Here is a 13,085-nt window from a genome sequence, read left to right as displayed (position 1 = left end):
GCCCACCGACACCGCCATCACCGCAACCGACGCCCCCCCGGAGTGAGCCGATGATCCGCACCCCCCTGCGCCCGCTGGCCCGTATCCTGTCCGCCCGCCAGGCCGGTCAGGACCCCGACGAGATCGAAGCCGAGCTGCGCGCCCGCCGCCACGCCGAGATCCAAGACAAGGCCCGCCGCCGCGCCGAAGGCCGGCTCAAGCTGATGGTGCTGTGCTTCCTCGGCGCCTTCGGCACGGTGGTGTTCCAGATGGGGGCGCTGGCCAGCAGCCAGCCCAGCGAGCCGCGCAGCCAGACCTCGGGCGCGCAGATCATCTCGCAGCGGGCGGATATCGTGGACCGGCGCGGGCGGGTGCTGGCGACGAACCTGTCCACCCACGCGCTGTATGCTCATCCGCGCGACCTGGTGGACCCGGCGACGGCGGCGGCTAAGCTGGCCAAGATCTTTCCCGACCTCGACGCCAAGCGGCTGGCGACCGACCTGACCGGCGACCGCAAGTTCGTCTGGATCAAGAAGAAGATCAGCCCCGAACAGATGCAGGCCGTCCACGACATCGGCGAGCCCGGGCTCGTCTTCGGCCCGCGCGAGATGCGGCTGTATCCGAACGGGCATCTGGCCAGCCACATCCTCGGCGGGTCGCAATTCGGCAACGAGGGGGTAAGCTCGGCCGAGGTGCTGGGCATGGCCGGTGTCGAAAAGGCCTTCGACAACTGGCTGCGCGATCCGGCCAACAACGGCGCGCCGCTGCAGCTGTCGATCGACCTCACCGCCCAGGCGGCGATGGAGGAGGTGCTGTCGAACGGCATGAAGGTCATGTCCGCCAAGGGCGCCACCGGCATCCTGATGGAGGTGAAGTCGGGCGAGATCGTCGCCATGGCGAGCCTGCCCGATTTCGACCCGAACGACCGGCCAAAACCGCTGCTCAAGGGCGATCCGTCGGACAGCCCGCTGTTCAACCGGGCGGTGCAGGGCCAGTACGAGCTGGGCTCGACCTTCAAGATCTTCCCGGTGGCGCAGGCCATCGACGAGGGGCTGATCAACGCCAACACGATGATCAACGCCAACTCGCCTATGAAGATCGGCAAGTATCTGATCCACGATTTCCACAACTATGGCGGCCAGCTGTCGGTCCGCGACGTGATCGCCAAGTCGTCGAACGTGGGCACGGTGCGGGTGGCGCAGATGCTGGGCGCCGAGCGGCAGCAGAAGTTCCTGCGCGAACTGGGGTTCTTCGATCCCACCCCGGTCGAGATGACCGAGGCGCCGACCGGCAAGCCGCTGGTGCCGCGGCGCTGGCCGGCGGTGACCCAGGCGACGGTGGCCTTCGGGCACGGGCTGGCGGCGAGCCCGCTGCATCTCGCCTCGGCCTATGCGACGATCGCCAATGACGGCCGCCGGGTCCGCCCGACGCTGGTCCACCGCCGCGAGCCGCCGCGGGGCGAGCCGGTGCTGTCGCCCAAGGCCGCCGCCGCGGCGCGCGACCTGCTGCGCGGGGTGGTGACGCGGGGCACGGCCAAGGCGGCCGAGGTGCCGGGCTACGCCGTCGGCGGCAAGACCGGGACGGCGGACAAGCCCAAGCCCGGCGGCGGCTATTACAACAGCAAGGTGGTCTCGACCTTCGCCGCCATGTATCCGACCGACGCGCCGGAATACGTGCTGGTGGTGTCGCTGGACGAACCCTCGGTCGCCGCGGCGGGCGGCGGCGAATCGCGCACCGCCGGCGCCACCGCCGCCCCTGTCGCCGCGGCGCTGGTCCAGCGCCTGTCGCCGATGCTGGGGCTGCGCCCCGAAGGCCTCAAGCTGCCCGAGATTGAACCTCGTCCCGCGGATGCCGTAAGGGTCTCGTCGAGATAAGCGAAAGGACGAGCGGTTGCAGATCGAACCCAGGCAGCTGTCCCGGCTGGGACTGAGGGCCGCGGACGGGCGCGACCCGGTCGTCACCGGCATTTCCGTGGATTCGCGCCAGGTCCGCGACGGCCATCTGTTCGCGGCCCTGCCTGGATCGGCGACGCATGGCGGCGAGTTCATCCAGTTCGCGCTGCGCCAGGGCGCCGGCGCCATCCTGACCGACCGGCAGGGGGCCGAGATCGCGGCCGAGGCACTCGCCGGGTCCGACGCCGCGCTGATCGTGGCCCAGGACCCCCGCGCCGCGCTGGCCGGGGCGGCGGCGCTGTGGTTCGCGGCCCAGCCCGAGACGGTGGTGGCGGTGACCGGGACCTCGGGCAAGACCTCGGTCACCAACTTCACCCGCCAGATCTGGCAGGCGCTGGGCATCCCCGCGATCAGCCTGGGGACGATGGGGGTCGAGGGTGACTATCAGGCCCGGCTCGCCCACACCACGCCGGAACCGGTGACGCTGCACCGCGTGCTGGCCGAGGCCGCCGCCGCGGGCGTCACCCATGCGGCGATGGAGGCGTCCTCGCACGGGCTCGACCAGCGCCGTCTGGACGGGGTGAACGTGGCTGCCGGGGCGTTCACCAACTTCTCGCAGGACCACCTGGATTACCACGCCGGCTTCGACGAATATTTCGCCGCCAAGGCGTTGTTGTTCAACCATATCCTCGAACCGGGCGCGGCGGCGGTGATCTGCACCGACGACGACCGCGGCCGGCAGATGGCCCAAATCGCCCGTGACCGCGGGTTGCGGCTGACGACCTATGGGCGCGGCGAGGGCTGCGACCTGCGCATCCTCGGCCAGCGCTATGACGCGACCGGGCAGGAGCTGCGGTTCCAGATGGCCGGGCAGGTGCAGCTGATCCGGCTGGACCTCATCGGCGGCTTCCAGGCGGAAAACGTGCTGTGCGCGGCGGGGCTGTGCCTCGCCACCGGCTCGACGCCCGATCAGGTGCTGGGGGCGCTGCCGCGGCTGACCACGGTGCGCGGGCGGATGCAGTTGGCCGCGCAGCGCGACAACGGCGCGGCGGTGTTCGTGGACTATGCCCACAAGCCCGGCGCAGTGATCGCCGCGCTGCAATCGCTGCGCCCGCACGTCATGGGCCGCATCGTCGCGGTGATCGGCGCCGGTGGCGACCGCGACCGCGGCAAGCGCCCGCTGATGGGCGAGGCCGCGCGGCAGTTCGCTGACGTGGTCTTCGTGACCGACGACAACCCCCGGACCGAGGACCCCGCCGCGATCCGCGCCGAGGTCATGGCCGGCGCCGGGCCTGACGCGACCGAGGTCGGCGACCGCGCCGAGGCGATCCTGCGCGCCGTCGACGTGCTGGAACCCGGCGACGCGCTGCTGATCTGCGGCAAGGGGCACGAGACCGGCCAGATCGTCGGCGCCGACGTGTTCCCCTTTGACGACGCCGAGCAGGCCAGCATCGCCGTCGCAGCCCTGGATGACCGCCTATGAGCCTGTGGACCTCGACCGACGCCGCCGCCGCGACCGGCGGGCGTTCCACCGCCGACTGGGCTGCGGAGGGGATTTCCATCGACACCCGGACGCTGCGCCCCGGCGATCTGTTCGTGGCGCTGAAGGATGCCCGCGACGGCCATGACTTCGTGGCGCAGGCGCTGGAGAAAGGCGCCGCCGCCGCGCTGGTCAGCCGCATCCCCGAGGGCGTGGCCCCGGACGCGCCGCTGCTGGTGGTGCCCGACGTGGTGGGCGCGCTCGAGGCGCTGGGCCGGGCCGGTCGGGCGCGCACCAGGGCCCGGGTGCTGGCGATCACCGGGTCGATGGGCAAGACCTCGACCAAGGACATGGCCGCCGCCGCGCTGGCGGGGCAGGGGCGGGTGCACGCCGCCGAGGCGAGCCTCAACAACCACTGGGGCGTCCCGCTGACCCTGGCGCGGATGCCGGCCGAGACCGACTGGGCGATCCTGGAAATCGGCATGAACCACCCGGGCGAGATCGAGCCCCTGGCCCGCATGGCCCGCCCCCACGTTGCGATGATCACCACCGTCGCCGCGGTCCACCTGGAAGCCTTCGCCGACGTCGCCGCCATCGCCCGCGAAAAGGCCGCGATCCTTGCCGGGCTGGAACCGATGGGCGCCGCGATCCTGCCCGAGGACCTGCCGGTCACCCCGCTCCTGCGCGATGCCGCCGACGCGGTGGGCGCGGTGGTGGTGGGCTTCGGCGCCCACGGCATGGCGAAGCCGCTGTCGGCCGAGCCCGCGGACGGGGCCACGCGGGTCAAGGCCCGCATCCTCGGCCAGACCATTCAGACGACTCTGGCCAGCGCCGGCGAACATTTCGTGATGAACGCGGTCGGCGTGCTGGCGGCGCTGGAAAAGCTGGGCGCCGACCTGCCCGCCGCGGCCGCCGCCCTGGCCGACTGGCGCCCCTACAAGGGCCGCGGCGCGGTCGAGCAGATGGGCGGCGTCACCCTGCTGGACGACAGCTACAACGCCAACCCGGTCAGCCTCGCCGCGGGGCTCGCCACGCTGGCGAAACTGCCCGCCGGGCGGAGGGTGGTGATCCTCGGCGACATGCTGGAACTCGGCCCCGACGAGATCGCCATCCACCGCGGCATCGCCGACTGGCCGGCGCTCGACGACATCGCCGTAGTCCATGCCTGCGGGCCGCGGATGCGGCACATGTTCGACGCCCTGCCGCCCGCGCGCCGGGGGCTGTGGTCGGAAACCGCCGCCGAATTGTGCGACCGCGCGGCCGAGCTGGTGCAGGACGGCGACGTGGTCTTCGTCAAGGGATCGAAATTCTCGCGCGTGGCCAGCGTGGTTGACGCGATCCGCAAATCCCGGCAGACGCCCGGCGTCGAGACGAGGACCGCCTGATGTTGTATTGGCTGGCCAACCTGTCGCCCGAGGGCGCAGGTGGCGTGTTCAACCTGTTCCGCTATATCACCTTCCGCGCGGGGGCGGCGTTCTTCACCGCGCTGATCTTCGGCTTTCTCTTCGGCCGGCCGCTGATCAACTGGCTGCGGGTCAAGCAGAAGAAGGGCCAGCCGCTGCGCGAGATCGGCCCCGACCACTTCGCCAAGGCCGGCACGCCGACGATGGGCGGCATCCTGATCCTGTCGGCGCTGTTCGTGTCGACGCTGCTGTGGGCGCGGCTGGATAACGGCTATGTCTGGATCGTGCTGCTGGTGACGGCGGCCTTTGCCGCGATCGGCTTTGCCGACGACTATGCCAAGGTCACCAAGCAGCACCATGCCGGCGTGTCCGGCCGGGTGCGGATGGGGATCGGGCTTGCCGTCGGCGCGCTGGCCGGGCTGGCGGCGGCCGCGCTGCATCCCGACGCGCTGTCGGGGCAACTGGCGCTGCCCGTGTTCAAGAACGCGCTCATCAACCTGGGCGTGCTGTTCGTGCCCTTCGCGATGCTGGTGATCGTGGGGGCGGCCAACGCCGTGAACCTCACCGACGGGTTGGACGGGCTGGCGATCGGCCCGGTGATGATCGCCGCCGCGACCTTCGGCATCATCTCGTACCTGGTCGGGAACGCGGTCTTTGCTAACTATCTGGGCGTGCACTTCGTCCCCGGCACCGGCGAGATCGGAGTCTTCGTCGCCGCCCTGATCGGCGGCGGCCTGGGCTTCCTGTGGTACAATGCGCCCCCCGCGGCGGTGTTCATGGGCGACACCGGCTCGCTCGCCTTGGGCGGCGCGCTGGGCGCCATCGCCGTCTGCGTCAAGCACGAGATCGTGCTGGCCATCGTCGGCGGCCTGTTCGTGGTCGAGGCGCTGAGCGTCATCATCCAGGTCTTCTATTTCAAGCGCACCGGCCGCCGCGTGTTCCTGATGGCCCCGATCCACCACCATTTCGAGAAGAAGGGCTGGGCCGAGCCGCAGATCGTCATCCGCTTCTGGATCATCGCCGTGATCCTCGCGCTGATCGGGCTGGCGACGCTGAAGCTGAGGTGAGGATGTTCGATAGGGAAGACGAAGTCGAAAAAGCCTGTCGAACGATCCTTACAGCTATCGGTTTGGGGTTGGCATCGGCCTACGCGATTGGAACGATTTTAGGCGGCGATCTGGATGGCTATACAGCCTTTTGGGGTCTAGCTGCCGGTGTTGCCTTGGCGATTTTGGGGGCTTTCATGGCACTGAAAGGCGCATTGCGATTAAGTTATCTCTTGGACCGTTTGCTTGATCTTGAAAAGCATCGCTATCTCCTGCCAGTCAGTTTGCTCGGGGGCATAATTATTATGTTTGTGCCGATTGCTGCAGGCTACCAGGTCCTGCATTTCGCGCGGACGATAATGAAATGATCCCCGTTACCGCCGTCGAAAACCAGACCATCGCCGTCCTCGGCCTTGGCCGTTCGGGCCGCGCCACTGCCGCCGCGCTGCGCGAAGGCGGGGCGACCGTCATCGCCTGGGATGACAGCGCGGAAACCCGCGCCCAGGCGGAAACCGAGGGCTGGACCCTCGCCGACCTGACCCGCGACAAGGCGTGGGAGCAGCGGATCGACGCGCTCATCACCTCGCCCGGCATCCCGCATCTGTATCCGGCGCCGCACCCGGCAATCGCCCAGGCGCTGGCGCGGGGGGTGCCGGTCGACAACGACATCGGGCTGTTCTTCCGCAGCTTCGCCACCCAGGGGTGGGAGTCGTTCGACACCCCGCCGCGGGTGATCTGCGTGACCGGCTCGAACGGCAAGTCCACCACCACGGCGCTGATCCACCATATCCTCGACGCGGCCGGCCGGCCGACCCAGATGGGCGGGAATATCGGCACCGGCGTGCTGTCGCTGGAACCTCCGGCGGATGGCGAGGTGGTGGTGCTGGAACTGTCCTCCTACCAGACCGACCTTGCCCGGGCGCTGACCCCGGACGTGGCGGTGTTCACCAACCTGTCACCCGATCACATGGACCGCCACGGCGGCATGGGCGGCTATTTCGCCGCCAAGCGGCGGCTGTTCGCCGAGGGCGGGCCGGACCGTTGCGTGATCGGGGTGGACGAACCCGAGGGGCGCTATCTGGCGAACCAGATGGGGCAGGGGCCGCTGGACGACCGGGTGATCCGGGTGTCGGTCGAGGGCAAGCTGGACGGCTTCGGCTGGTCGGTCACCGCCCGCAAGGGGTTTCTCGCCGAATGGCGCAAGGGCCGGCAGGTGGCCTCGATCGACCTGCGCGGCGTCACCGGCCTGCCGGGCGCGCACAACCACCAGAACGCCTGCGCGGCCTACGCCGCCTGCCGCGCGGTGGGCCTTGGCCCGCGCGAGATCGAGGCTGCCTTCGCCAGCTTCGCGGGCCTCCCGCACCGCAGCCAGACCATCGCCGAGATCGGCGGGGTGCGCTGGGTCAACGACTCCAAGGCAACCAACGTGGACGCCGCCGAAAAGGCGCTGCTGGCCTTCGACAACATCCGCTGGATCGCCGGCGGCCTGGGCAAAGAGGGCGGCATCGCGGCGCTGACCCCGCAATTCGGCCGCGTCACCAAGGCCTATCTGATCGGCCACTCGGCCCGCGACTTCGCCCTGCAGCTGGGCGCCACCCCGCACGAGGTCGTCGAGACGATGGAGGCCGCGGTCGCCCGTGCCCATGCCGAGGCGCAGCCCGGCGACACCGTCCTGCTGGCCCCCGCCTGCGCCAGTTTCGACCAGTATCCGAACTTCGAAAAGCGCGGCGAGCATTTTGCCGCGCTGGTCGCCGCCCTGCCGCGCTGAGCGGCGCCGTTGGCAAGGGGGGCTGTCTGCCCCCCATCGCGCGCCGCGCGATCCCCCCCGAGGATATTTCAGACCGCCCGAACCCGAGCCCTGCTCTCGGGCGGTCTCAAATATCCCGGGGGTCCGGGGGCTGGCCCCGGTCCGGCGCCGCTGTCTCAGGCCACATTCCGCAGTAGCGCCGTCCCCTGATCCGCGCTATCCTTCGCCCCAGACCCGGACAACCGGGCAGGGCAGAGGCAGTGACGGCGGTATTCCCATGACCGAGATGGTCTTTGGCACCACGCCCGCGCGGGTGGGCGATCCGATTCTTCCGCGCTGGTGGCGGACGGTCGACAAATGGGCGCTGGCCTGCATCCTTGGCCTCTATGCCATCGGGTTGCTGCTGGGCCTTGCCGCGAGCGTGCCGCTGGCCGAACGCAACGGGCTCAACGCCTTCTACTATGTCACAAGGCAGGCCGTCTTTGGCGGGCTGGCGCTGGCGGTGATGCTGGTCATTTCGATGATGTCGCCGGTGCAGGTGCGCCGGCTGGGCGTGCTGCTGTTCCTCGGCGCCTTCCTGACCGTGCTGGCGCTGCCCTTCATCGGCACCGATTTCGGCAAGGGCGCCACGCGCTGGCTGTCGCTGGGCTTCGCCTCGGTGCAGCCGTCCGAGTTCCTCAAGCCTGGCTTCATCGCGCTTTGCGCGTGGTTCATGGCCTCGGCGCAGGCGGTGGGCGGGCCTCCCGGGCGGCTGTATTCGTTCTTCGTGGCCGCCGCGGTGATCGTGCTGTTGGCGCTGCAGCCCGACTTTGGCCAGGCCTCGCTGATCCTGTTCGCCTGGCTGGTGATGTATTTCATCGCCGGCGCCCCGGTCACGCTGATCGCGGGGACCATCGCGCTGGCCGGTTTCGGCGGCATGTTTGCCTATGCCAACAGCGAACATTTCGCCCGGCGCATCAACGGCTTCCTGTCGGCCGAGGTCGATCCGCGTACCCAGATCGGCTATGCCACCAACGCCATCCAGGAGGGCGGGTTCTTCGGCGTCGGCGTCGGCGAGGGGACGGTGAAATGGTCGCTGCCGGACGCGCATACCGACTTCATCATCGCCGTCGCGGCCGAGGAATACGGCTTCGTCATGGTGGTGATGATCATCGCGCTGTACTGCGCCATCGTCGTGCGCTCGTTGTGGCGCCTGCTGGGCGAGCGCGACCCCTTCGCGCGCATCGCGGGCACCGGGCTGGCCTGCGCCTTCGGCGGGCAGGCGCTCATCAACATGGGCGTCGCGGTGCGGCTTCTGCCGGCCAAGGGCATGACGCTGCCCTTCGTGAGCTATGGCGGCTCGTCGGTGATCGCCTCGGGGATCACGCTGGGGATGCTGCTGGCGCTGACCCGCACGCGGCCGCAGAACCTGCTGGCCGACGTGATGGGACGCCCCGGCCGATGAGGGGCGGAACGGCAGGGGGCAGGCTGGCCCTGATCGCCGCCGGCGGCACCGGCGGGCATATGTTCCCCGCGCAAGCGCTCGCCGAGCGGCTGCTGGCCCACGGTTGGCGGGTGAAGCTGTCCACCGACGACCGCGGCGCCCGCTATGCTGGCGGCTTCCCGCCCGAGGTCGTGCGCGAGATCGTCAGTTCTGCCACCACCGCCCGCGGCGGGATCGCCGGCAAGGCCGTGGCGCCGCTGCGCATCGCCCAGGGGGTGCTGGCGGCCGTCGCCGGGCTGCGCCGCGACCGGCCTGCGATGGTGGTGGGCTTCGGCGGCTATCCGACGATCCCGGCGCTGAGTGCGGCGGGGATGCTGGGGATCCCGCGGATGATCCACGAACAGAACGGCGTCATGGGGCGGGTGAACCGGCTCTTTGCCTCGCGGGTCCAGCGTGTCGCCTGCGGCACCTGGCCCACCGACCTGCCGTCGGGGGTCGAGGGGGTGCATGTCGGCAACCCGGTGCGGCAGGCGGTGCTGGACCACGCTGCGGCGCCCTATCAGCCGCCGGACGAGGGGCCGCTGCACCTGCTGGTCATCGGCGGCAGCCAGGGCGCGCGGCGGCTCTCTGACGTCGTGCCCGCCGCCGTCGCCGCGCTGCCCGAAGACGTCCGCGCCCGCCTGCAGGTCAGCCACCAGGCCCGCGCCGAGGATCACGACCGCGTGGTCGCCGCCTACGCCGACGCCGGCATCGCCGCCGAGGTCCAGCCCTTCTTCGCTGACGTGCCCGACCGGCTGGCCGCGGCGCAGGCCGTCATCAGCCGCGCCGGTGCCTCGTCGATCGCCGACATCACCGTGATCGGCCGGCCCGCGATCCTGATCCCCTATGCCGCGGCGACCGGAGACCACCAGACCGCCAACGCGCGGGCATTGGCGGAAAACGGCGCAGCCGTGCTGCTGCCCGAATCCGTGCTGGACGCGGCCAGCCTGACGCGCGATCTGCGCGGCATCCTGTCGGACCCGGCGCGCGCCCGCGCCATGGCCGACGCCGCGCTGTCCCTGGGCCGTCCCGACGCGGCGGCCCGGCTTTACGATCTTGTAACGGAACTGACCTCATGAACGCTGCCACCAAACTGCCCGGAGAGCTTGGCCCCATCCATTTCGTCGGCATCGGCGGCATCGGCATGTCCGGCATCGCCGAGGTGCTGATGACGCTGGGCTACACCGTGCAGGGGTCGGACGCGAAACGCTCGAAGATCACCGACCGGCTGGAAAGCCTGGGCGCCACGATCTTCGAGGGCCAGCGGGCCGAGAATATCGGCGACGCCGGGGTGGTGGTGATCTCGACCGCGATCAAGAAGGGCAACCCCGAGCTGGAGGAGGCCCGCCGCCGCGGCCTGCCGGTCGTCCGCCGGGCCGAGATGCTGGCCGAGCTGATGCGGCTGAAATCCAACATCGCCATCGCCGGGACGCACGGCAAGACGACCACCACGACGATGGTGGCGACGCTGCTGGACGCGGGCGGGTTCGATCCCACGGTCATCAACGGCGGGGTGATCCACGCCTACGGCTCGAACGCCCGCGCCGGCGCCGGCGAGTGGATGGTGGTCGAGGCCGACGAGAGCGACGGCAGCTTCAACCGCCTGCCCGCGACGATCGCCATCGTCACCAACATCGATCCCGAGCACATGGAGCACTGGGGCAGCTTCGACGCGCTGCGCAAGGGCTTTACCGATTTCGTGTCGAACATCCCCTTCTACGGGCTCGCGGTCTGCTGCACCGACCACCCCGAGGTGCAGAGCCTGGTCGGCCGCGTCACCGACCGCCGCATCGTGACCTTTGGTTTCAACGCCCAGGCCGACGTGCGGGCGGTGAACCTGCGCTACGAGAACGGCGTCGCGCAGTTCGACATCGCCCTGCAGGGCGAGCGGGGCGAGGATGGCGAGGTGCCGATGATCGAGGGCTGCACCCTGCCGATGCCGGGCGATCACAACGTCTCGAACGCGCTGTCGGCGGTGGCCGTCGCCCGCCATCTGGGCATGAAGCGGGCCGAGATCCGCGCGGCGCTCGCCAAGTTCGGCGGCGTCGGCCGCCGCTTCACCAAGGTGGGCGAGGTGAACGGCGTCACCATCATCGACGATTACGGCCACCACCCGGTGGAAATCGCCGCCGTGCTCAAGGCGGCGCGGCAGTCCTCCAAGGGCCGGGTGATCGCGGTCCACCAGCCGCATCGCTATTCGCGCCTCTCGAATCTCTTCGACGATTTCTGCACCTGCTTCAACGAGGCCGACGTGGTCGCCATCGCCGAGATCTATTCGGCCGGCGAGGACCCGATCCCGGGCGCCAGCCGCGACGACCTGGTGGCGGGCCTGATCGCGCACGGCCACCGCCACGCCCGCGCGGTGATGGACGAGGACGATCTCGCCCGGCTGGTGCGCGAGCAGGCCCGGCCCGGCGACATGGTGGTCTGCCTCGGCGCCGGCACCATCTCGGCCTGGGCGAATGCGCTCCCCGAGCGGCTGACCGCCCGGGCGGCCTGATGTTCTCCGACTACGCGCTGCCCGCCGCCCTGGCCGGGACGGTGCCGGGGCTGCTCGCCTGGCTCGCCGCCCGGCGCTGGGGGCTGGCCGGGCTGCTGGGCGCGCTCGCGGTCTGCGCGGCGGTCGCGCTGATCGGCTGGAACCTGACCCGCGAGGTGCCCCCCGCCGAGGCGCAGATCGCGCAGGCCAACCTAATCTTCCTCGTGATCGTCCCCGGCCTCGTCTCGCTGATCCTTGGCGCCGTCGCCGGCTTCTGGGACGCCCACCGCCGCCGGCCTGACTGACGCGCCTCCCGCTTCTTCTTTGCCCAAATATCCTGGGGGTGAGGCGCGGCACGCGCCGAGGGGGCGACGCCCCCTGACGCTTGCCACAGCCCCGCCACTGTCCTACCTGCGGACCGACCCGCTCCCCGACAAGGCGCCCGCCATGACCGATCTTCCCACCCCGCGCGGCACGCTGACGCCGGAACGCCCGCTGTCCGACCTGACCTGGCTCAGGGTCGGCGGTCCGGCCCAGTGGCTGTTCCAGCCCGCCGACCGTGACGACCTGGCGGTGTTCCTGCGCGACCTGCCGATGTCGGTCCCGGTCTTTCCCATGGGCGTCGGGTCGAACCTGATCGTCCGCGACGGCGGCATCCGCGGCGTCGTGATCCGGCTGGGCCGCGGCTTCAACGGCATCGAGATCGACGGCGACCGGGTGATCGCCGGCGCCGCCGCGCTGGACGCCCATGTCGCCCGCCGCGCTGCCGAGGCCGGGCTGGACCTGACCTTCCTGCGCACCATCCCCGGCAGCATCGGCGGCGCGATCCGCATGAACGCCGGCTGCTATGGCGCCTATGTCGCCGACCATCTGGTCGAGGTCGAGGCCGTGGCCCGCGACGGCGCCATCCTCACGCTCACCCCCGACGAACTGCAGTTCGACTATCGCCACAGCCACCTGCCAGAGGGCTGGGTGCTGACCCGCGCCACCTTCCGCGCCGACCGCGGCGAGCCCGACGCGCTGCTGGCGAAGATAGAGGACCAGCTCGCGCGCCGCGATGCGAGCCAGCCGACCAGGGACCGCACGGCGGGATCCACCTTCCGCAACCCGGCCGGCTTCAGCTCGACCGGGCGGGCGGACGACGTCCACGACCTCAAGGCATGGAAGCTGATCGAGGATGCGGGCCTGCGCGGCCACCGCCTGGGCGGCGCGCAGATGAGCGATAAGCACCCGAACTTTCTCATCAACACCGGCGACGCGACCGCTGCCGACCTGGAGAACCTGGGCGAACTCGTCCGCGACCGCGTGCGCGCCAATTCCGGCCACGAGCTGACGTGGGAGGTCATCCGCATCGGCGACCCGGCATAAGGCCGCGTCGGGCGGTCGCAAATATCCCGGGGTCCGGGGGCAGCGCCCCGGTCCTGCGCGTCCTGGCAAAACAAGCCGCCGGCGCAGAAACCCTCTTCCCCCGCAGGGCCGTCTGTGGCTATCATGCCGCCATTACCAAGCGCCGGCGAAGGCGCCATAAAATCGGGGGAAAATCCCCGCAAACCAGTCCCGGACAACCGGGCGAAAGGCTGATGTGGCGGGCAGGTCG

General features: G+C 70.5%; 11 protein-coding genes. All 11 read left to right on the top strand.

The features are described from left to right. The first annotated feature begins 50 nt into the window (after nucleotides 1-50). The 11 genes from IC63_RS04110 to murB all read left to right on the top strand — a co-directional run bounded on the left by IC63_RS04110 (nucleotide 51) and on the right by murB (nucleotide 12,856). On the top strand, nucleotides 51-1,853 hold the full coding sequence (locus IC63_RS04110) for a peptidoglycan D,D-transpeptidase FtsI family protein (RefSeq protein WP_036717142.1): 1,803 nt from the start codon (nucleotides 51-53) through the stop codon (nucleotides 1,851-1,853). Between the two features lie 16 nt (nucleotides 1,854-1,869). Further along, nucleotides 1,870-3,354: a UDP-N-acetylmuramoyl-L-alanyl-D-glutamate--2,6-diaminopimelate ligase gene (locus tag IC63_RS04105; RefSeq protein ID WP_232222504.1), complete on the top strand. Its 1,485-nt coding sequence runs from the start codon at nucleotides 1,870-1,872 to the stop codon at nucleotides 3,352-3,354. Beyond that, entirely contained in the window at nucleotides 3,351-4,736 is a 1,386-nt protein-coding gene (locus tag IC63_RS04100; protein WP_036717141.1) for a UDP-N-acetylmuramoyl-tripeptide--D-alanyl-D-alanine ligase, read from the top strand. The genes IC63_RS04105 and IC63_RS04100 overlap by 4 nt, the downstream gene beginning before the upstream one ends. Continuing rightward, a complete protein-coding gene (mraY, locus tag IC63_RS04095; protein ID WP_036717140.1) occupies nucleotides 4,736-5,821 on the top strand; it encodes a phospho-N-acetylmuramoyl-pentapeptide-transferase in 1,086 nt (361 codons plus the stop codon). Before IC63_RS04100 ends, mraY begins: the two co-directional genes overlap by 1 nt. A 2-nt stretch (nucleotides 5,822-5,823) precedes the next feature. After that, nucleotides 5,824-6,168 (top strand): hypothetical protein, encoded by a 345-nt coding sequence (locus IC63_RS17875; RefSeq protein WP_156965342.1) that lies wholly within the window; start codon nucleotides 5,824-5,826, stop codon nucleotides 6,166-6,168. Continuing rightward, nucleotides 6,165-7,568 carry a UDP-N-acetylmuramoyl-L-alanine--D-glutamate ligase gene (murD, locus tag IC63_RS04090; RefSeq protein WP_036717139.1) on the top strand — a complete coding sequence of 468 codons (1,404 nt, stop codon included), beginning with the start codon at nucleotides 6,165-6,167 and terminating at the stop codon, nucleotides 7,566-7,568. The genes IC63_RS17875 and murD overlap by 4 nt, the downstream gene beginning before the upstream one ends. Before the next feature lie 256 nt (nucleotides 7,569-7,824). Further along, nucleotides 7,825-8,991: a peptidoglycan glycosyltransferase FtsW gene (locus IC63_RS04085; RefSeq protein WP_036717138.1), complete on the top strand. Its 1,167-nt coding sequence runs from the start codon at nucleotides 7,825-7,827 to the stop codon at nucleotides 8,989-8,991. Next, the gene (locus tag IC63_RS04080) at nucleotides 8,988-10,088 is read left to right on the top strand and encodes a UDP-N-acetylglucosamine--N-acetylmuramyl-(pentapeptide) pyrophosphoryl-undecaprenol N-acetylglucosamine transferase (protein ID WP_036717137.1); all 1,101 of its coding nucleotides are present in this window, start codon (nucleotides 8,988-8,990) and stop codon (nucleotides 10,086-10,088) included. The genes IC63_RS04085 and IC63_RS04080 overlap by 4 nt, the downstream gene beginning before the upstream one ends. Further along, nucleotides 10,085-11,509: a UDP-N-acetylmuramate--L-alanine ligase gene (gene murC, locus IC63_RS04075; RefSeq protein ID WP_036717136.1), complete on the top strand. Its 1,425-nt coding sequence runs from the start codon at nucleotides 10,085-10,087 to the stop codon at nucleotides 11,507-11,509. The genes IC63_RS04080 and murC overlap by 4 nt, the downstream gene beginning before the upstream one ends. After that, nucleotides 11,509-11,793 (top strand): hypothetical protein, encoded by a 285-nt coding sequence (locus IC63_RS04070; RefSeq protein ID WP_036717135.1) that lies wholly within the window; start codon nucleotides 11,509-11,511, stop codon nucleotides 11,791-11,793. Before murC ends, IC63_RS04070 begins: the two co-directional genes overlap by 1 nt. A 142-nt stretch (nucleotides 11,794-11,935) precedes the next feature. Next, nucleotides 11,936-12,856 (top strand): UDP-N-acetylmuramate dehydrogenase, encoded by a 921-nt coding sequence (murB, locus tag IC63_RS04065; RefSeq protein WP_036717134.1) that lies wholly within the window; start codon nucleotides 11,936-11,938, stop codon nucleotides 12,854-12,856. Nucleotides 12,857-13,085 lie beyond the last annotated feature (229 nt).

This window comes from Paracoccus sphaerophysae (assembly GCF_000763805.1).
GTDB lineage: Bacteria > Pseudomonadota > Alphaproteobacteria > Rhodobacterales > Rhodobacteraceae > Paracoccus > Paracoccus sphaerophysae.
The sequence above is the reverse complement of the archived record's forward strand: the minus strand, read 5'-3'. Positions and strand labels throughout refer to the sequence as shown.